The sequence below is a fragment of the Streptomyces sp. NPDC104814 genome (assembly GCF_055583185.1).
On sequence record NZ_JBVJOL010000002.1, the window covers coordinates 77,172 to 95,208 of the forward strand.

An 18,037-nucleotide genomic window follows, 5' to 3' on the forward strand; every position below is an offset into this window, starting at 1 on the left:
CTCATGGAAAGGGCCTGTCTACTCTTCCAGGGGTGTGTACCAGGGGGAGCGGCTGCTGAGGGACCCACCCGACCGGACCCCGGCTCATGCGAGGGGACGGTTACGAAGAGTGATGGAATGGCGGTCACCCTATGAGCGCACCGGGCGGTAGCTTACACGAGCGCGAATGGCGAGTGACATACAGGCGGCCACGGTCAGTGACCCTGCGGTGTATGCCACTTCGACCCTTGTGCGCAGGTCGAGCGGGCTCAGCGTGACGGCGATCAGCACCAGCGTGCCCACCACCCACGACAACAGCTGAAGTCGCGCACCGTTACTGGTCAGCAGAGCCTGCCCCAGCACCATGGCCAGCATGTACAGGGTGGTCCCGGCCGACAGCCAGGCGAAGTCCGCCGCGCCCAGCACGTCCGGGGCGCCGAACACCGTCGGCAGGATCGCGGGTCCGAGCGCCACCGCGCCCAGCCCGCCGGCGACGCCCAGACCGGCCGTCACCGAAGCGGCCCGCAGCAGTAGCCGACGGTAACCCTGTGTGTCCCCCTCGGCCGCCGCCGAGGACAGTCCCGCGAGCAGCGACACCTGGAAGGCGCCGAAGACGAACAGCGGCACCCGGGCCAGCACCAGCGCCGACAGCAGCGCCGCGACCAGGGCGTCGTCGTTCGTGGAGATCAACTTGGTGCTGATCACCGCGATGTTGACGAGCAGCTGCGCGAGCAGCGTCGAGCCGACCAGCAGCCCGAGGTGCTCGATCAGCTCCCGCCAGTGCGCCTGCGACCCCGGCCGCGCTCCCTGGAACACCGGCTTGATCGTGGCCAGTACGGCCAGCAGCGGGGCCACCGTCAGTACGGCCGCGAACGCGAACGGCGACGTGACACCGCCGACGGCCAGCGCGCCCGACAGCACGATCCGCAGCACACCGTCCAGGCCCAGCTGCATGCCGTACGCCTGGAACCGGCCGAGACCGGCGAGGATGCCACGCGTCACATACGCCACGGCCAGCGCCGCGAACGCGCCGGCGAGGGAGTACACGAGGCTCGTGTCACCGTGGAAGAACAGGTCGGCGAGCCCCCCGGCGAACGCCACCAGCGGCACCAGCACCAGCGCCAGCAGGCTCGCGGAGAGCACCGCGCCGCGCCGCAGCACCGGCAGCACCCCGTCGCCGTGCACCGCGCGGGCGGCGACGATCCGGGTGATCTCCTGCTCGACCGGGAAGAACAGCCCGAGGCCGACGGAGAACACCACCGTCCACAGCACCGAGAAGCTCGCCATGTCGTCGACGGCGAGCGTGTGGCCCGCCGCCGCGAGATGGACGTAGCTGGCCACACCGAGCACCGCGGTGCCGGCGCCGACGAACGCGGTGCCCTGCGGCAGCGCCGTGGTGATGCGGTCGAGGAGGCTCACGCGCGCGTCCGCTCCTCGGAGGCGATCACCTTCAGCGCCTCGGCCAGCTGCTCACGCCAGTGCGGCTGCACCGCCACGCCGGCCTCGGCCCACCGCTCGTGCGCGAGCACGCTGTAGGAGGGGCGGCGGGCCGGGCGGACGAACTTCTCCGACGTCGTCGGGCGCACCCGCTCCGGGTCCAGACCGCTCAGCTCGAACGCGGCCCGGGCCAGGTCGAACCAGGTGCCGGTGCCGGAGGCGGTGCCGTGGTAGACGCCGGCCGGGGCCCGCCCGGCCAGGGCCGCCTCGGCCAGGTCCGCGATCTGCCGGGCGAGCGCGACGGTCCAGGTGGGCTGGCCGCGCTGGTCGTCGACCACGTCCACGGTGTCCCGCTGCGCGGCCAGGTTCAGCATCGTCGCGACGAAGTTGCGCCCGTGCGCGCCGTACAGCCACGCCGTGCGCACCACATAGCCGCGCTCGGGCAGCAGCTCGGTCACCGCCTGCTCTCCGGCCAGCTTGCCGCGGCCGTAGGCGTTGACCGGTGCGGTCGGGGCGTCGTGCCGGTACGGCTCGGTGGCGTCGCCGGGGAAGACGTAGTCGGTGGAGACCTGGATCAGTACGGCGCCGCTGTCGGCGCACGCCTCGGCGAGCACCCGCGGGCCCTCGCCGTTGATCCGGGTGGCCGCGGCCTCGTCGGCCTCGGCGCCGTCCACGTCGGTCCACGCGGCGGCGTTCACCACGACGTCGTGCCCGGCGACGGCCGCGCGCACCGCGTCGGCGTCGGTGATGTCCAGCCCCTGGCGGGTCACCGCGTTCACATGCAGCCCGCGCCCGCCGAGGACCTGGGTCAGATCGCGGCCCAGCATGCCGGCCGCGCCGGTGATCAGCACTCGGGTCATGCCGACAGCGCCGCCTTCTCCTTGAGCGGCTCCCACCAGGCGCGGTTGTCGCGGTACCACTGGACGGTGTCGGCCAGGCCCTGCTCGAAGGTGACGAGCGGCTTGTAGCCGAGCTCCGCCTGGATCTTGGCGATCGACAGGGAGTAGCGCAGGTCGTGGCCCTTGCGGTCCTCGACGTGCTCGACCATGTCCCAGCCGGCGCCGCAGGCCTCGAGCAGCATGCCGGTCAGTTCCTTGTTGGTCACCTCGGTGCCGCCGCCGATGTGGTAGACCTCACCGGCGCGGCCGCCGCGCAGCACCATCTCGATGCCCCGGCAGTGGTCGGACACGTGCAGCCAGTCACGCACGTTCAGGCCCTCGCCGTACAGCGGGACCTTCTTGCCGTCCAGCAGGTTCGTGGTGAACAGCGGGATCATCTTCTCGGGGAAGTGGTACTGCCCGTAGTTGTTGGAGCAGCGGGTGACGACCACGTCCATGCCGTGCGTGCGGTGGTACGACAGCGCCAGCAGGTCCGAGCCGGCCTTGGAGGCCGAGTACGGCGAGTTCGGCGCCAGCGGCCAGTCCTCGGTCCACGAGCCCTCGGAGATCGAGCCGTACACCTCGTCCGTGGAGACGTGCACGAACCGGCCCACGCCGTGCCGCTTCGCGGCGTCCAGCAGCACCTGCGTGCCCAGCACGTTCGTGGTGACGAACGGAGACGAGTCCATGATCGAGCGGTCCACGTGCGACTCGGCGGCGAAGTGCACCACCGCGTCCTGGCCGCGCATCACGTCGTCCACCGTCGCGAAGTCGCGGATGTCGCCGTGCACGAACGAGTAGCCGGGCTTGTCCGCCACCGGGGCGAGGTTCGCCTCGTTCCCGGAATAGGTCAGGTTGTCCAGCACGGTGACCTGGGCACCCTCGCCGGAGGGCAGCTCTCCGAGAAGCAGGGCGCGCACGAACTGTGAACCGATGAATCCGGCGCCGCCGGTGACGAGAATCTTCATAAGGCCCACTATCCTAGGCGCAGCCGAACGGGCCCCCGTTCGGTGCCGGCCGGGTCCCGGTTCGGCCGCCTTTTCCGTGGCAGTTCTCACCCCCGTCTCACCCAGTGGTTGTCCGGGGCGGTCATCCGCCTGCCGTAGGCTGCGTGCCCATGCGTGGAATTGTGCTCGCCGGTGGTACCGGCTCCCGTCTGTGGCCGATCACCCGTGCGGTGTCGAAGCAGCTGATGCCGGTCTTCGACAAGCCGATGATCTATTACCCGCTGTCCACCCTGGTCATGGCCGGGCTGCGGGACATCCTGGTCATCACCGGTCCCGACGAGCGCCCCCAGTTCGAGCGGCTGCTCGGCGACGGCTCCGACTGGGGCCTGAACATCGAGTTCGCCACGCAGGACCAGCCCAACGGCATCGCCGAGGCCTTCGTCATCGGCGAGGACTTCATCGGTGACGAGCCCGTCGCGCTCATCCTCGGCGACAACATCTTCCACGGCGTCGGCCTCGGCCGGCAGCTCGCCAAGTACCGCGAGCCCGAGGGCGGTGTCGTCTTCGCGCACGCCGTCTCCGACCCGACCGCCTACGGCGTCGTCGACTTCGACGAGGACGGCCGCGCCCGCTCCATCGAGGAGAAGCCGCAGAACCCCAAGTCCCGCTACGCGGTGCCGGGTCTGTACTTCTACGACAGCCGGGTCGTCGAGATCGCCCGCAACCTCAAGCCGAGCGCCCGCGGCGAGCTGGAGATCACCGACGTCAACGGCTACTACCTGGAGCGCGGCGAGCTCCAGGTGTCCGTACTGGACCGCGGCACGGTCTGGCTGGACACCGGCACCTTCCAGTCGCTCGTCCAGGCCTCGGAGTACGTGCGCGTGGTCGAGGAGCGGCAGGGCATGAAGATCGGCTGCCTGGAGGAGGCCGCCTGGCGCGCCGGGTTCATCGACGACGCCCGGCTGCGCGAGCTCGCCGAACCGCTGACCAAGAGCGGCTACGGCGACTACCTGCTGGATCTGCTGGCCCACGAGTCCGACCGCGTCTGAGAAAGGAAGGGGACTCAACGTCATGAAGGTCAACCCCCTTGGCATCGAGGGCGCGTGGGAGTTCGTCCCGCAGCAGCACGGTGACGCCCGCGGTCTGTTCCTCGAGTGGTACAAGGCCGAGCGCATGGCCGAGGCCGTCGGTCACCCGCTCGACCTGAAGCAGGGCAACCTCTCCGTGTCCGCCGCCGGTGTGGTGCGCGGCATCCACTTCGCCGACGTGCCGCCCGGCCAGGCCAAGTACGTCACCTGTGTGCGCGGCGCGGTGCTCGACGTGATCGTCGACGTGCGGGTCGGCTCGCCCACCTTCGGGCAGTGGGAGGCCGTGCGCCTCGACGACCAGGACCGCAAGGCCGTCTACCTCTCCGAGGGCCTCGGTCACGGCTTCTGCGCGCTGACCGACGACGCGACCGTCACCTACCTGTGCTCCGAGGGGTACGCCCCGCAGCGCGAGCGGACCGTCCACCCGCTCGATGCGGCGATCGGCGTCGAGTGGCCCGTCGAGGGCGAGCCCGAACTGTCCGCGAAGGACGCCCAGGGTCCGACCCTTCAGCAGGCGCGCGAGGCGGGCATCCTGCCGGTGTACGAGGAATGCCTGGCGTTCCGCGCGTCGCTCGCACAGCGCGACTGAGCGCTTACGCTGCGCGTATACGGGACTGTTAGGCTGCGCGGATGACCTGGCTGATCACCGGCGGTGCCGGTTACATCGGTTCGCATGTCGTCAAGAGCATGGCCGGGGCGGGTGAGCGGGTGGTCGTCGTGGACGACCTCTCCGGAGGCGATCCGCGCCGGCTGCCGGCGCAGGTCCCGCTGGAGCGCGGCACTGTCCTCGACCGGCCCTTCCTCGACCGTGTGCTGCGTGAGCACGCGGTCGAGGGGATCGTCCACCTCGCCGCGAAGAAGGCCGTCGGCGAGAGCGTGGAGAAGCCCCTCCTCTACTACCGCGAGAACGTGACGGGGCTTCAGATCCTGCTGGACGCCGCCGTGTCGGCCGGGGTGAGCAGCTTCCTGTTCTCCTCCTCCGCCTCCGTCTACGGCACGCCGCCCACCGACGTCGTCACCGAGGACACCCCGCTTTCGCCGCTCAGCCCGTACGGCGAGACCAAGACCGCCGGCGAGTGGATGGTCCGCGCCACCGGCCGCGCCCACGGCATGGCCACCGCCTGTCTGCGTTACTTCAACGTGGCGGGCACCGCCGAGCCGGCGCTCGCCGACACCGGTGTGTTCAATCTCGTCCCGATGGTCTTCGAACGGCTCGACGCCGGGCTGCCCCCGCTGATCTTCGGCGACGACTATCCGACGCCCGACGGCACGTGCGTGCGGGACTACATCCACGTCGCCGACATCGCCGACGCGCATCTCGCCGTCGCGCGCCGGCTCGCCGCGGGCCGGGGTACCGGTGATCTCGTCTACAACATCGGGCGGGGCGAGGGCGTCTCGGTACGGGAGATGATCCGTCTCATCGCCGAGATCACCGGCCACGGCATCGCCCCCGAGGTCACCGGCCGCCGCCCCGGCGACCCGGCGAAGGTGGTCGCCTCCGCCGACCGCCTCGCCACGGACCTCGGCTGGAAGGCCCGCCACGACGTCCCGTCGATGATCGCCTCGGCCTGGGAGGCCCGTCGCGCTGCACGGGGGTAGTCGTACGGGGCCGGCGGTGGCCCGGGCAGGCGCCCTGGGTGCAGCCGTGACCCGTGCAGGTGCCCCGGTGTGCCAGTGACCCGGGCAGGCGCCCCGGCGCGGCAGTGACCCGGGCAGGCGCCCCGGCGCGGCAGTGACCCGGGCAGGCACTCCGGTGTGGCAGTGACCCGGGCAGGCACTCCGGTGTGGCGGTTACCCGGGCAGGCACCCGGTGCAGCCGTGGTCCGTGCCGGCACCTCGCGGCGCCGCCCGGCCGGCCCACCGCGCTCGTCCCTCCCGTCTCCGGCAGGTCCACGGTGCGGAACGGGCGCGCGGGCGGCGGCCCCGCTCGCGTAGATTTTCCTTCCCGGCAGGCCGCGCCATCCGGCGCGCGGTGCGAGGGAGTCGAGTGAGGACGGCGCAGGTGGCAGTGGCAAGGCAGGACGTGGGGGACGCCCGCAGGATCGTCGTCAAGGTGGGTTCCTCCTCGCTGACCACCGCCGCCGGGGGCCTGGACGCCGACCGCGTCGACGCCCTCGTCGACGTGCTGGCCAAGCACCGCAGCGGCGGCGAGAAGGAGATCGTCCTGGTCTCCTCCGGTGCCATCGCCGCCGGCCTCGCCCCGCTGGGCCTGCGCCGCCGCCCCAAGGACCTGGCCCGTCAGCAGGCCGCCGCCAGCGTCGGCCAGGGGCTGCTCGTCGCCCGCTACACCGCCTCCTTCGCCCGCTATGGCGTCCGCGTCGGCCAGGTGCTGCTGACCAGCGACGACATGAGCCGCCGCACCCACCACCGCAACGCCTCGCGCACCCTGGACAAGCTGCTGGCGATGGGCGCCTTCCCGATCGTCAACGAGAACGACACCGTCGCCACGGACGAGATCCGCTTCGGCGACAACGACCGCCTCGCCGCCCTCGTCGCCCACCTCGTCCACGCCGACCTGCTGGTCCTGCTCTCCGACGTGGACGGCGTCTACGACGGCGACCCCAGCAGGCCCGGCACGTCGCGGATAGCGGAGGTGAAGGGTCCGCAGGATCTCGCGCACGTCGACGTCGGCAGCGCGGGCAAGGCCGGCGTCGGCACGGGCGGCATGGTCACCAAGGTCGAGGCCGCCCGGATCGCGGCCGCCGCCGGCATCCCGGTGGTGCTGACCAGCGCCGTGCACGCCGCGGACGCCCTCGCCGGCGGCGACACCGGCACCTACTTCCACCCCACCGGCCGGCGCTCCGCCGACCGGCTGCTGTGGCTGCAGCACGCCTCCACCCCGCAGGGCGCCCTGCTGCTGGACGACGGGGCGGTGCGCGCGGTCGTCGACCGGCGCACATCGCTGCTGCCGGCCGGCATCGCCGCCGTCGAGGGCGACTTCAGCGCCGGCGACCCGGTCGAACTGCGCGACCGGCAGGGCAACGCCGTCGCGCGGGGCCTGGTCAACTTCGACGCCAAGGAGATCCCCCGGCTGATCGGCCGCTCCACCCGCGAGCTGGCCCGCGAGCTGGGCCCGGCCTACGAGCGCGAGGTCGTACACAGGGACGATCTGGTCCTGCTGCATCCCTGAACGGGGTCGAACGTGCCCGGATCCGGGGTCGAAACGTCCGCTTCCGTGGGCGACGTTCCGCAAAACCACCCCGCGGAGCCGTGCGGCCTGCTGGACTTTGTCCGAGGCACACCGTTCCTGTCTCAGGTTCCTGTCCCAGGTTCCTGTCTCAGGTCCACCACCGCACGAACACTGGGCGAAGGAGGCCGTCGTGGCCGTCGTGAGACGAGTGCGCCCCGGGGCGGCGGCATCCCGTGGCGGCACGGGCGGCGGTGCCGCGGGCAGCCGGGGGCCCCGGGCGGCCGGTGAGGAGCGCGCCCTGACGTCCGTCGCGCCCGGCGAACGGCAGGAGACGGAACCGAAGGACCTGCCCCGGCTGTGGCACGTCACGCTCAGCGTGTCCGGCGACCCCGCCCCGCTGCCCGAGCTGCGCCGCGCCCTCGAACAGCTCGCCCACGACCACCCCTTCCTGCTGACCAGCAGATACGCCCCCGACCACGCCGAGATCCGGTACTGGGAGGAGGCCCGCGATCTGCACGACGCGGCCGCCGTCGCCCTGCGCCTGTGGGGCGAGCACCGCCGCACCGCCGGGCTGCCGGCCTGGGAGATCGTCGGCCTGGAGGTCATCGACCGCGAGACCTACCACCAGCGCGTGGCCGAGGGCTACGGTCCGCCGCCCGCCTCGCGTGTGGGGGTTCATCCCTATTCGTGACGTCTGAGGGTGTTTGATGCCGTCTCGGGGTGTGGAACAGGCGGTGAGAGCGCCGGCCGGCCGCACTACCCTTCCCTCATGACCACGCTCTCGCCGTACGACTCGATGTCCCCGGTCACCCAGGCCGCCTACCGCGCCAAGGCGGCCGCCGCCACGCTCGCGCCGCTGCCGCGGGCCGAGAAGGACGACGCGCTGCTCGCCATCGCGGACGCGCTGGAGGTCCGGACGAGCGAGATCGTCGAGGCCAACGCCCTGGACGTGGCCAGGGCCCGTGAGAACGGCACGAGCGAGGGCATGATCGACCGGCTGACGCTCACGCCCGAGCGGGTGCGCGCCATCGCCGCCGACGTGCGGGACGTGGCCGCGCTGCCCGACCCGGTCGGCGAGGTCGTGCGCGGCTCCACCCTGCCCAACGGCATCGACCTGCGCCAGGTCCGGGTGCCCCTCGGTGTCGTCGGCATCATCTACGAGGGCCGCCCGAACGTCACCGTGGACGCCGCCGCCCTGTGCCTGAAGTCCGGCAACGCCGTCCTGCTGCGCGGCTCGTCCTCGGCGTACCAGTCGAACACCGCCCTGGTGCGGGTGGTGCGCGACGCCGTCGGCGGGGCCGGGCTGCCCGCCGACGCCGTCCAGCTGGTGCCGGGGGAGAGCCGGGACAGCGTGCGCGAGCTGATGCGCGCCCGCGGCCTGGTCGACGTGCTCATCCCGCGCGGCGGCGCCTCGCTGATCAACACCGTGGTGCAGGAGTCCACCGTCCCGGTGATCGAGACCGGCACCGGCAACTGCCATGTCTACGTCGACGCCCGCGCCGACCTCGACATGGCCGTGGAGATCCTGATCAACTCCAAGGCGCACCGGGTCGGCGTGTGCAACGCCGCCGAGACGCTGCTGGTCCACCAGGACATCGCCGCCGAGTTCCTGCCCCGCGCCCTGGACGCCCTCGCCGACGCCGGGGTGACCGTGCACGCCGACGAGCGGGTGCAGGCGTACGCCAAGGAGTCCCGGGCGACCGTGGTGCCGGCCACCGCGGAGGACTGGGAGACCGAGTACCTGTCGTACGACATCGCCGCGGCCGTCGTGGACTCCCTCGACAAGGCCGTCGAGCACATCCGGCTGTGGACGTCCGGGCACACCGAGGCCATCGTGACCACCTCCCAGCAGGCGGCCCGCCGTTTCACCCAGTTGGTGGACTCCACCACGGTCGCGGTGAACGCCTCCACCCGGTTCACCGACGGCGGCCAGTTCGGCTTCGGCGCCGAGATCGGCATCTCCACGCAGAAGCTGCACGCGCGCGGCCCGATGGGCCTGCCGGAACTGACCAGCACCAAGTACATCGTCACCGGCGACGGGCACGTGCGGCGCTGAGATCCCCGCCCCCGACGGCGGGCATATGCAAACGGCGTATGCCCGCCGCGTTTTCCGAAGATGGCGCAAAAGGCATCCCGCCCATAGGGCGAATTTCCCTGCCGTCTGCCCAAATTGACCCCCCAGGTCTACTCTGGACCCGTGCCGGAGGACGTGGGGGGTTCGCCGTTTTCTGACGGCTGGGAGCCCGACGACGACCACGACCGCGGGGTGTCGGACGAAGAGTTCGCCTCCGTGGTCTTCGACGAGGCCTTCGTACAGGCGGCCACGGTCCACGAGCCGACCGCCGTCGAACGTCTGCTCGCCGCCGCCCAGGCCCGCGCCGAGGCGTCCGAGGCCGAAGCGGCCCGCCGCGCCCCGCACCGGGGCGACACCTACGACGACTACGGCCGCGGCGGGCGCGACGGTCACGGCCATGACCCCGACATCGACGACCTGGACGACCCCTACCTCTTCGACAGCCGACACGGCGCCCCCTGGGCGTACGCCAGACAGGTGCGCTGGCATCGGCCCGTCGCCTGGATGCTCGCCGTCGTGATGGGCATCGGCATGGTCGCGCTGGCCTTCACCGCGGTCTACCGCGGCGGCTCCGGCGGCAACCGGGAACAGGCCCCGCCGCCCGCGTCCACCGGCCTGGAACAGAGCCCTCCGATGGCTCCCTCGGCCTCCGCGGACTACTCCCAGCCGGCCGTCCCGGCCGATCCGCGCAGCCCCTGACCGGCGGGCCGAACGGCCCCGCAGCAGCCGCCCGGGGCGGGTGAGTTGCTGTCAGAAGTTGTGGTGTACCAGGGCGTTTACCGGGCCTTGCGGAGACATACTCTGAATATATGGCCGGGCCTGGAGAGCCACCTGAGGGGACACCCCAAGGCGCCCCCGGTGGTGGAGAGGACGAATACCGATCCGTCGTGTTCGACGAGTCGTTCGTCCGTGCTGCCCGCCTCCAGGAGTACTCCGCCGAGGAGCGCATGGCCGAGCACACCCCCGCCGTGCGCCGCCGCCCGCCGCTGCACCGGGGGCTGTCCCGGCAGGCGCTGATCCTGGTCCTGCTCATCGCGGTCGCCTTCGGCACCGCCGTCTACATGGGCGTACGGCACCCCTACAGCGCGGCCCTGGCCCGCAGACCCGCCGATCCCGCGCGCATCACCGTCATCCCGCTGGCCCCGCAGGGCAAGGTGCCCGGCACGAGCGACGCGGAGTACCTGTACGCGCACAGCCCCGCCGCGCAGTACCGGATCGGCGCCGAGGGCGTCCCGCTGCCCGCCTCGCAGGGCACCGCGCACTTCTCCGACAGCCAGGTGGTGGCCGCCCTCACCACGGCCAAGGACTACATCGTGCGCTCCTCGCTCGACCCCGACGTGCTCACCGGGCAGCAGGTGCGGACCGTGCGGGTCCTGCTCGACCCCGACCAGCTCGACCAGTTCGACCAGAGCTTCCGCCGGCCCTCCGCCGACGGGCGGCACACGCCCACCGGCTGGATGGTCCGCTTCGACCCCTCGCAGGCCCGGATCGCCGACGACAGGATCCGCGTCCAGGGCACCCTCACCGCCTCCGAGTCCGACGCCACGGCCCTGGAGGTCACCGCCGACCACACCTTCGTCTACGCCCTGCGCCCGGCCGGCTCCGGCGAGCACGCCACGGTGTCCCTGTTCACCGTCCGCCGCCAGCTGCAGTTCCGCTTCGACCGCGACGACCTGCGGCTGCACCAGGCCCAGCTGGTCGCCTCCTACGTCCAGGCCGGGCCGCTGTCCTGCGCCGACGACGCCACCGACCATCTGCACCCGCTGCTCGCCGGCCAGAGCGCGAAATCCGGCGGCCCGGCCGGCACCGACCCCTACGCGACCGGCAGCGCGACCTCCCTGTGCGGCACCCTGGCCACGAGCGCCCAGCCGAAGGTGTGACAGGCGGAGGGCGTGCACGGCGGGCGTGCTCCGGGGTTCTGATGGGCAGCGCGCCCTAGGGGCCGGCCGGCGGCGCCCTCAGTCCTCGTCGCGGGGCGGGGCGTCCTTCGGGGAGCCGCCCTCGGACGACGGCGGGCCGGCGAACCCGCCGAAGCCCCGCCGCACCCGGCTGCCCAGGTCACCCGCCCCGTCCGCGAGGTCGCTGACCAGCTTCATCAGCGGGTCCTTCGACGTCTTCACATGGTTGGCGTAGTGCGACGCCGACTCCCGGAAGGAGTCCGACACCGAGGTGTCCTTGTCCTCGCTGCGCCGCGGGTAGTGGCCGTCCATGAGCCGCTGGAAGTCCCGGGACTGCGACCACTTCTTCAGCTCGGCCGCCCGCACGGTGGTGAACGGATGCGAGCGCGGCAGCACGTTGAGGATCTTCAGCACCGAGTCGCGCAGATCGCCCGCCGACTCGTACTCCTCGGCCTGCTGCAGGAACGCGTCCACGTTCATCTCGTGCAGATGGTTGCCGCCGGCGATCTTCATCAGGCCGCGCATCGACGCCTGCACATCCTGCCCGACCAGCAGTCCCGCCCGGTCCGCGGACAGCTCCGACTTGCGGAACCACTCGCGCAGCGCCGTCACGATCGCCATGATCGCGAGGTTGCCCAGCGGGATCCAGGCGACCCGGACCGCCAGACTGGTCAGGAACAGCAGGATCGTGCGGTACACGGAGTGCCCCGACAGGGCGTGTCCCACCTCGTGGCCGACGACCGCCCGCATCTCCTCCTCGTCCAGCAGCTCGACGAGACCGGTGGTGACCACGATGACCGGCTCGTCCAGCCCGATGCACATCGCGTTGGGCTGCGGGTCCTGGGTCACGTACATCGGCGGGACCTTCTCCAGGTCCAGGATGTAGCAGGCGTCGAGCAGCATGACGTTGAGATGCGCGAACTGCTGGTCCGACACCCGCACCGAGTCGGACAGGAACAGCAGCCGCAGACTCCGCTCGGGCAGCAGCCCGCTGAGCGCCCTGAACACCGTGTCGAAGCCGCTCAGCTTGCGCAGCGCCACCAGGGCGGACCGGTCGGCCGGATGCTCGTACGCCCGTGAGGAGATCCCCGGGAACCGCCTGCGCTGCCTGCTGGGCACGCCCCCGTGCCCGCTCTGCTCGTGGCCGTCGTCGGACATGTGATCCCCCATGTGCGTCTGTGTGGCCGCGCCGCGGCCCTGTGCGCCCCCGAAGCAGAGCCCAGCCTAGGCGGAGTTACCGTGGACGGGCACTACAGCGAAGGAGTTCCACGCCATGGAGCACACCCCCCGAGCCGCATGGCTCACCGAGGCCGCGAGCGCCGCCCAGCACCAGGGGGCGGGAAATCTGCTCCGGATCGTCATCGTCGTGATGATCGTGGGCTGTGCGCTGACGGGATGGTTCCTGCTGCGGGGCTACAAGCAGAAGGACGACTGAGGACCTGCGAAGGTTCCCCAACGGCGGAGTCGGCGTGATCGCCGGGAAGGCGCCCGCTTACGATGAGCCGACGTCTTTATCCCGCCCACACGCGATAGGTCCTGCCGAAGATGAGCATCCATCTCGCCGCCGCCCACTTGGTCACCCTTGCCGCCGAGGGCGAGGAGCACGGCGGCAACCACAACAGCCTCAACCCGGCGATCACCGGCGGCTGTGCCCTCGGAATCCTGCTGCTCCTGCTGTGGATCACGACCCGCTTCAACCGCGACCGCTGACCCGGACCCCGCCACGGCCCCGGCCGTGACCTCAGGGGAACTGGCGGCCGAAGTCCTCAGGCCGGGCCGGTAGGGTCTGCACGCATGGGAGAGCAGGACATGCCTACCGGTCCGGCGCACGACACGCCCGGCGGCCCGCACGGCACGCACGACGAGATGCCGCCCTTCGCGCGTCGCAGCGCCCCGGGCCACGGCCCCGCCGGCGCGGGCAAGCGCCGTCTCGGCGTCATGGGCGGCACCTTCGACCCGATCCACCACGGGCACCTGGTGGCCGCGAGCGAGGTCGCCGCGCAGTTCCACCTCGACGAGGTCGTCTTCGTCCCGACCGGCGAGCCGTGGCAGAAGAGCCACCGCACGGTCTCCCCGGCCGAGGACCGCTATCTGATGACGGTCATCGCGACCGCCGAGAACCCGCAGTTCTCCGTCAGCCGCATCGACATCGACCGCGGCGGACCCACCTACACCGTCGACACCCTGCGCGACCTGCGGGCCCTCAACCCCGACACGGACCTGTTCTTCATCACCGGCGCCGACGCCCTGTCCGCGATCCTGACCTGGCGCAACATCGACGAACTGTTCTCCCTCGCGCACTTCATCGGGGTCACCCGCCCCGGCCACCACCTGGGCGACCCCGGGCTGCCCGAGGGCGGCGTCTCCCTGGTCGAGGTCCCCGCGCTCGCCATCTCCTCCACCGACTGCCGCGCGAGGGTCGCCAAGGGGGACCCCATCTGGTATCTGGTGCCCGACGGAGTCGTGCGCTACATCGACAAGCGCGAGCTGTACCGCGGCGAGTGAACCGAGAGGGGCACCGGTGAACGACCGATACGACGCGGGACACGGCCACGGCGGCGAACCCTACGAGCTGGTCGGCTATGACGAGTACGGCCGGCCGGTCTACCGACAGACCGAGCCGCAGCAGCAGAGCCCGCAGGCGCCCTACGACCCGTACGCCGCGCAAGGGTACGGCTACGACCCGTACGCGACCGGGCAGCAGCCCCAGGCGCCCGCCCCCGACCCCTATGGTCACCAGCAGTACGCCGCCCCCGCCTACGACACCGGCCGGCAGCCGGTCGCCGACCCCTACGGCACGTACGGCACCGGCGCGCAGACCCCCGCGTACGACCCCTCGGCGTACGACCCCTACGGGCAGGCCGCGGCCGGCGGGCAGCAGCCCCGGGTCGCCGAGCAGACGGCCCGCATCCCGCAGCAGTCCGGCCCCGCCGACGACCACACCGGCGCCTGGCCGACCGACGAGCGGGAAGCCGGGCAGCGCGAGACGGGACAGCGTGGGGCGGGGCCGGGTGAGGCGGGGCCCGGTGAGGCGCGGGACTACCGCACCGAGCAGTTCGCCTTCGTGGAGGAGCCGGACGGCGACTCCGAGGACGTCATCGACTGGCTGAAGTTCACCGAGAACCGCACCGAGCGCCGCGAGGAGGCCCGACGCCGCGCCCGCAGCCGCCTCATCGCCCTCGCGGTCGTGCTCGCCCTGGTCGCCGTCGGCGGCGTCGGCTGGCTCTGGTACGCCGGGAAGCTGCCGGGCCTGTCCTCCGCGGACGAGAAGTCCGGCGGCCCCGCCACCGCCGTGGCCGCGCAGAAACGCGATGTGATCGTCGTCCACCTGCACGACACCAAGAAGGGCGGCACCGCCACCGCGCTGCTCGTGGACAACACCACCACCAAGCAGGGCACCACCGTCCTGCTGCCCAACAACCTCGCCCTCACCGACGACGACGGCACCGCCACCACCCTCGCCAAGTCCGTCGACGCCGACGGCTCCTCCGGCACCCGCGACGCCCTCGACACCGTCCTCGGCACCGCCATCGAGGGCACCTGGCGCCTGGACACCCCCTACCTGCAGAACCTGGTCGACGTCGTCGGCACCATCGAGGTCGACACCGACGCCGACGTCCCCGACCCGGACGCCAAGAAGAAGGGCGGCCCGCCGCTCGTCCACAAGGGCTCCGCGCAGACCCTCAGCGGCAAGATGGCCGTCGCCTACGCCACCTACCGTGCCCCCGGCGAGGCGCAGAACGCCCAGTTGCAGCGGTTCGGCCAGGTCATGCAGGGCGTGCTGCGCAAGCTGTCGTCCGATCCGCAGGCCGCCACGGTCACCGTGCAGACCCTCCAGCAGATCCTCGACCCCTCCCTGACGGACAACGACCTCGGCACCTTCCTGGCCAAGCTCGCCGATCTGGCCAAGGGCGGCGACTACAAGACCGCGCTGCTGCCCGTGCAGGGCGACGGCACCCTGAGCGCCCGGGCGGCCGGCAGCGTGGTCAAGGACATCCTCGGCGGCGCCGCCAAGAGCCCCGAGCAGGGCTCCGCGGTCCGGGTCTCCGTGCAGAACGCCAGCGGCGAGAAGGCCAACAGCGGCAAGGCGCGCGTGGTCCTCCTCAACGGCGGCTTCACCTTCCTGGAGGGCGGCACCGCGTCCTCCCGCGAGACCTCGCAGGTCGTGTACGCCGATGCCGCGCACAAGGACGACGCCGCCGAGGTCGCCAAGACCCTCGGCCTGCCCGCCGGCTCCGTGACGAAGGGCACGGTGTCGGGCAACGCGGACGTCACGGTGGTCCTCGGCCGCGACTACAAGCCGTCCGCCTCCTAGCCGCGCGGGGCCCGTGCCCCGGGTGATCCTTTAATCACCCGGGGTGCCCTCGGCGGTCGTGAGACCCTTGAAGGCAAACCGACCGCCGAGGGAAAGCTCTGTAGTGACCGCAACCGACCGCTCTGTCCAGCTGATCAACACCGCCGCCCAGGCGGCCGCGGACAAGCTCGCCCACGACGTCATCGCCTACGACGTGAGCGACGTCCTGTCCATCACGGACGCCTTCCTGCTGGCCTCCGCACCCAACGACCGCCAGGTCAAGGCGATCGTCGACGAGATCGAGGAGCGCCTGCAGAAGGAGCTCGGCGCCAAGCCGGTGCGCCGCGAGGGCGACCGCGAGGCCCGCTGGGTCCTGCTCGACTACGTCGACATCGTCGTCCACGTGCAGCACAGCGAGGAGCGTGTCTTCTACGCGCTGGAGCGGCTGTGGAAGGACTGCCCCGAGCTCGACCTGCCCGAGGACGCCCGGGCCACCCGCGGCAAGGCCGAGGAGCACGCCAAGCAGCAGGCCGCCGAGGAGGCCGTAGAGCCGGACGGTGACTGGCGATGACCGCACCCGCTGCCGGAACCGGCTCCCGGGGCGGCGACGAGCCGCGCCGGGGCCGCCGCGTCATCCTGTGGCGGCACGGCCAGACGTCCTGGAACGTGGAGCGCCGCTTCCAGGGCTCCACGGACGTTCCCCTCACCGAGACCGGCGTGGCCCAGGCCCGCCGGGCCGCCCGGCTGCTGGCCTCGCTGCGGCCCGACGCGATCGTCGCCTCCGACCTGACGCGGGCCGCGCGCACCGCCGCCGAGCTGGCCGCGCTCACCGGCCTGGAGGTCACCCACGACGAGGGCCTGCGCGAGACCTACGCCGGCGTGTGGCAGGGCCTGACCCACGACGAGATCGTCGCCCGCCACGGTGAGGAGTACACCGCGTGGAAGCGCGGCGAGCCGGTCCGCCGCGGCGGCGGCGAGCTGGAGACGGAGGTCGCCGACCGCGCCGCCCCCGTCGTGCTCCGGCACGCCGAGAAGCTGCCCGAGGACGGCACCCTCGTCGTCGTCAGCCACGGCGGCACCATCCGCACCACCATCGGCCGCCTGCTCGGTCTGGAGGCCCGGCACTGGGAGAGCCTGGGCGGGCTGTCCAACTGCTGCTGGTCCGTGCTCGGCGAGGGCGCCCGCGGCTGGCGGCTGCTGGAGCACAACGCCGGCACCCTGCCGGAACCGGTCCTCGGCGACGACGACTGACCGCCGGATCGGGCGCCGCCGACGGCGCCCGGGACCCGGATTTCACTTTCCGGCAGGTCGCAGGCTAAAGTTCTTCTTGTTCGCCCCGCCGGGCGGGAAGAACAAAGCCCGGGGCTATAGCTCAGTTGGTAGAGCGCCTGCATGGCATGCAGGAGGTCAGGAGTTCAATTCTCCTTAGCTCCACTGATCGACACTCTGTCGAGTCGTCACAGATCGGTTGAAGATCCCGTCCCCTCAGGGGGCGGGATCTTTCGTGTCCCGGCCTCCTTCCCCCGATCTCTCCCTCGACCGGCTTGAGTCACCGGGCCTCCCCGGGGCGTATACCTCTCACGAAGCGCCGACGAGCCGGACCGGTACGACGGCGTCGCTGACCGTGTCGGCCCGGTCGTGGCAGAATCAAACGGCCGGAAGGGGGCGCGGCCCGACGGGAGGGAGTGGTGATGCCTGCGAGCATCCTCGAGGAGGTCGGTGACCTCTTCGACGCCGGCTGTACCCGGGGCACGGCGACCCGGCTCAGCTGCCCTTCCTGCGGTTCCGCGCATGTGGCCCAAGTCCTCGGCGACAACGGCGGGGTCTCGTACGTGTGCACGGCCTGCGGCCACAGCTGGAGCTGACCGATGGGTGCCCACAGGCGGAAGTGCGACTGGTGCGGCAGCGGTACGCCGATCGTCCGCGACATGGAACCGGTCAACCCGGACTACCAGTACTGGTGCGAGGAATGCGCGCGGGCGCTGATCATAAAAGGCGACCCCATCGAGACGTACCGGGAGCTGGAGGGCGAGCCGATCTACGGCCGGCTGCTCGAGGAGCACTGCACGCTCAAGCGGTTCTATTCCTTCGTCACAGCGTGACAAAACGGGCATCGGCGTCCTGAGCGGGGCGCGGGCGGAACGGATTTGGCGCTCCAGCCCCAGGACCTGTAATGTTTACGTCGTCGCCGGGGGAACCGAGAGGGAAGCCGGACGGCACAACAGAACAAGGGGCTATAGCTCAGTTGGTAGAGCGCCTGCATGGCATGCAGGAGGTCAGGAGTTCAATTCTCCTTAGCTCCACAGCAGTCG

20 protein-coding genes and 2 tRNA genes are annotated in these 18,037 nt (G+C 71.7%); 18 read left to right on the top strand and 4 right to left on the bottom strand.

Features of this window, described 5'->3' with window-relative positions; translation table 11 throughout:
* Positions 1-129 precede the first annotated feature (129 nt).
* Genes ACZ64A_RS08785 through rfbB form a run of 3 tightly spaced genes read right to left on the bottom strand, consistent with a single transcriptional unit; the run spans position 130 to position 3,262 of the window.
* Positions 130-1,398: a polysaccharide biosynthesis protein gene (locus ACZ64A_RS08785; RefSeq protein ID WP_469809171.1), complete on the bottom strand. Its 1,269-nt coding sequence runs from the start codon at positions 1,396-1,398 to the stop codon at positions 130-132.
* Complete coding sequence (gene rfbD, locus ACZ64A_RS08790; RefSeq protein WP_469809172.1) at positions 1,395-2,276, bottom strand: dTDP-4-dehydrorhamnose reductase; 882 nt, start codon at positions 2,274-2,276, stop codon at positions 1,395-1,397. Before rfbD ends, ACZ64A_RS08785 begins: the two co-directional genes overlap by 4 nt.
* A complete protein-coding gene (gene rfbB / locus ACZ64A_RS08795; RefSeq protein WP_469809174.1) occupies positions 2,273-3,262 on the bottom strand; it encodes a dTDP-glucose 4,6-dehydratase in 990 nt (329 codons plus the stop codon). Before rfbB ends, rfbD begins: the two co-directional genes overlap by 4 nt.
* Positions 3,263-3,411: 149 nt before the next feature.
* On the opposite strand from rfbB, the gene rfbA reads away from it, so the two are divergent.
* From rfbA to ACZ64A_RS08835, 8 genes are all read left to right on the top strand, one after another.
* On the top strand, positions 3,412-4,290 hold the full coding sequence (gene rfbA / locus ACZ64A_RS08800) for a glucose-1-phosphate thymidylyltransferase RfbA (protein WP_469809175.1): 879 nt from the start codon (positions 3,412-3,414) through the stop codon (positions 4,288-4,290).
* A 22-nt stretch (positions 4,291-4,312) separates the two neighbouring features.
* Entirely contained in the window at positions 4,313-4,918 is a 606-nt protein-coding gene (rfbC, locus tag ACZ64A_RS08805) for a dTDP-4-dehydrorhamnose 3,5-epimerase (RefSeq protein WP_469809177.1), read from the top strand.
* 41 nt (positions 4,919-4,959) lie between these two features.
* Positions 4,960-5,928, top strand: coding sequence for a UDP-glucose 4-epimerase GalE (galE, locus tag ACZ64A_RS08810; protein WP_469809178.1), 969 nt, complete (start codon positions 4,960-4,962; stop codon positions 5,926-5,928).
* A 424-nt stretch (positions 5,929-6,352) separates the two neighbouring features.
* Positions 6,353-7,459: a glutamate 5-kinase gene (gene proB, locus ACZ64A_RS08815; protein WP_469810140.1), complete on the top strand. Its 1,107-nt coding sequence runs from the start codon at positions 6,353-6,355 to the stop codon at positions 7,457-7,459.
* Between the two features lie 199 nt (positions 7,460-7,658).
* Positions 7,659-8,150, top strand: a complete 492-nt coding sequence (locus tag ACZ64A_RS08820; protein ID WP_469810142.1) for a hypothetical protein — start codon at positions 7,659-7,661, stop codon at positions 8,148-8,150.
* A gap of 78 nt (positions 8,151-8,228) precedes the next feature.
* Positions 8,229-9,515, top strand: a complete 1,287-nt coding sequence (locus ACZ64A_RS08825) for a glutamate-5-semialdehyde dehydrogenase (protein ID WP_469809180.1) — start codon at positions 8,229-8,231, stop codon at positions 9,513-9,515.
* A gap of 141 nt (positions 9,516-9,656) precedes the next feature.
* Positions 9,657-10,232 carry an SCO2584 family spore wall biosynthesis protein gene (locus tag ACZ64A_RS08830; RefSeq protein WP_469809181.1) on the top strand — a complete coding sequence of 192 codons (576 nt, stop codon included), beginning with the start codon at positions 9,657-9,659 and terminating at the stop codon, positions 10,230-10,232.
* Between the two features lie 110 nt (positions 10,233-10,342).
* Positions 10,343-11,413 (top strand): SCO2583 family membrane protein, encoded by a 1,071-nt coding sequence (locus ACZ64A_RS08835; protein WP_469809183.1) that lies wholly within the window; start codon positions 10,343-10,345, stop codon positions 11,411-11,413.
* Positions 11,414-11,491: 78 nt separating this feature from the next.
* On the opposite strand, the gene ACZ64A_RS08840 is transcribed toward ACZ64A_RS08835, so the two are convergent.
* Complete coding sequence (locus tag ACZ64A_RS08840; RefSeq protein ID WP_469809184.1) at positions 11,492-12,589, bottom strand: M48 family metallopeptidase; 1,098 nt, start codon at positions 12,587-12,589, stop codon at positions 11,492-11,494.
* Positions 12,590-12,704: 115 nt separating this feature from the next.
* Here ACZ64A_RS08840 and ACZ64A_RS08845 point away from each other — a divergent pair, with 115 nt between their 5' ends.
* From ACZ64A_RS08845 to ACZ64A_RS08890, 10 genes are all read left to right on the top strand, one after another.
* Complete coding sequence (locus ACZ64A_RS08845; protein ID WP_469809185.1) at positions 12,705-12,866, top strand: hypothetical protein; 162 nt, start codon at positions 12,705-12,707, stop codon at positions 12,864-12,866.
* A 110-nt stretch (positions 12,867-12,976) separates the two neighbouring features.
* Positions 12,977-13,141, top strand: coding sequence for a hypothetical protein (locus ACZ64A_RS08850; RefSeq protein WP_361638440.1), 165 nt, complete (start codon positions 12,977-12,979; stop codon positions 13,139-13,141).
* A gap of 84 nt (positions 13,142-13,225) precedes the next feature.
* Positions 13,226-13,936 carry a nicotinate-nucleotide adenylyltransferase gene (gene nadD, locus ACZ64A_RS08855; RefSeq protein WP_469809187.1) on the top strand — a complete coding sequence of 237 codons (711 nt, stop codon included), beginning with the start codon at positions 13,226-13,228 and terminating at the stop codon, positions 13,934-13,936.
* 16 nt (positions 13,937-13,952) lie between these two features.
* Positions 13,953-15,746: an LCP family protein gene (locus tag ACZ64A_RS08860; protein ID WP_469809188.1), complete on the top strand. Its 1,794-nt coding sequence runs from the start codon at positions 13,953-13,955 to the stop codon at positions 15,744-15,746.
* Between the two features lie 103 nt (positions 15,747-15,849).
* Positions 15,850-16,296: a ribosome silencing factor gene (gene rsfS / locus ACZ64A_RS08865; RefSeq protein WP_361638445.1), complete on the top strand. Its 447-nt coding sequence runs from the start codon at positions 15,850-15,852 to the stop codon at positions 16,294-16,296.
* Complete coding sequence (locus ACZ64A_RS08870) at positions 16,293-16,976, top strand: histidine phosphatase family protein (RefSeq protein WP_469809189.1); 684 nt, start codon at positions 16,293-16,295, stop codon at positions 16,974-16,976. The genes rsfS and ACZ64A_RS08870 overlap by 4 nt, the downstream gene beginning before the upstream one ends.
* Positions 16,977-17,086: 110 nt before the next feature.
* Positions 17,087-17,159 (top strand) — tRNA-Ala (locus ACZ64A_RS08875).
* A 257-nt stretch (positions 17,160-17,416) separates the two neighbouring features.
* Positions 17,417-17,590, top strand: coding sequence for a hypothetical protein (locus tag ACZ64A_RS08880; RefSeq protein ID WP_469809191.1), 174 nt, complete (start codon positions 17,417-17,419; stop codon positions 17,588-17,590).
* A 3-nt stretch (positions 17,591-17,593) separates the two neighbouring features.
* Complete coding sequence (locus tag ACZ64A_RS08885) at positions 17,594-17,827, top strand: hypothetical protein (protein ID WP_003976229.1); 234 nt, start codon at positions 17,594-17,596, stop codon at positions 17,825-17,827.
* 128 nt (positions 17,828-17,955) lie between these two features.
* Positions 17,956-18,028, top strand: a tRNA-Ala gene (locus ACZ64A_RS08890).
* The last annotated feature ends 9 nt before the right edge of the window (positions 18,029-18,037 follow it).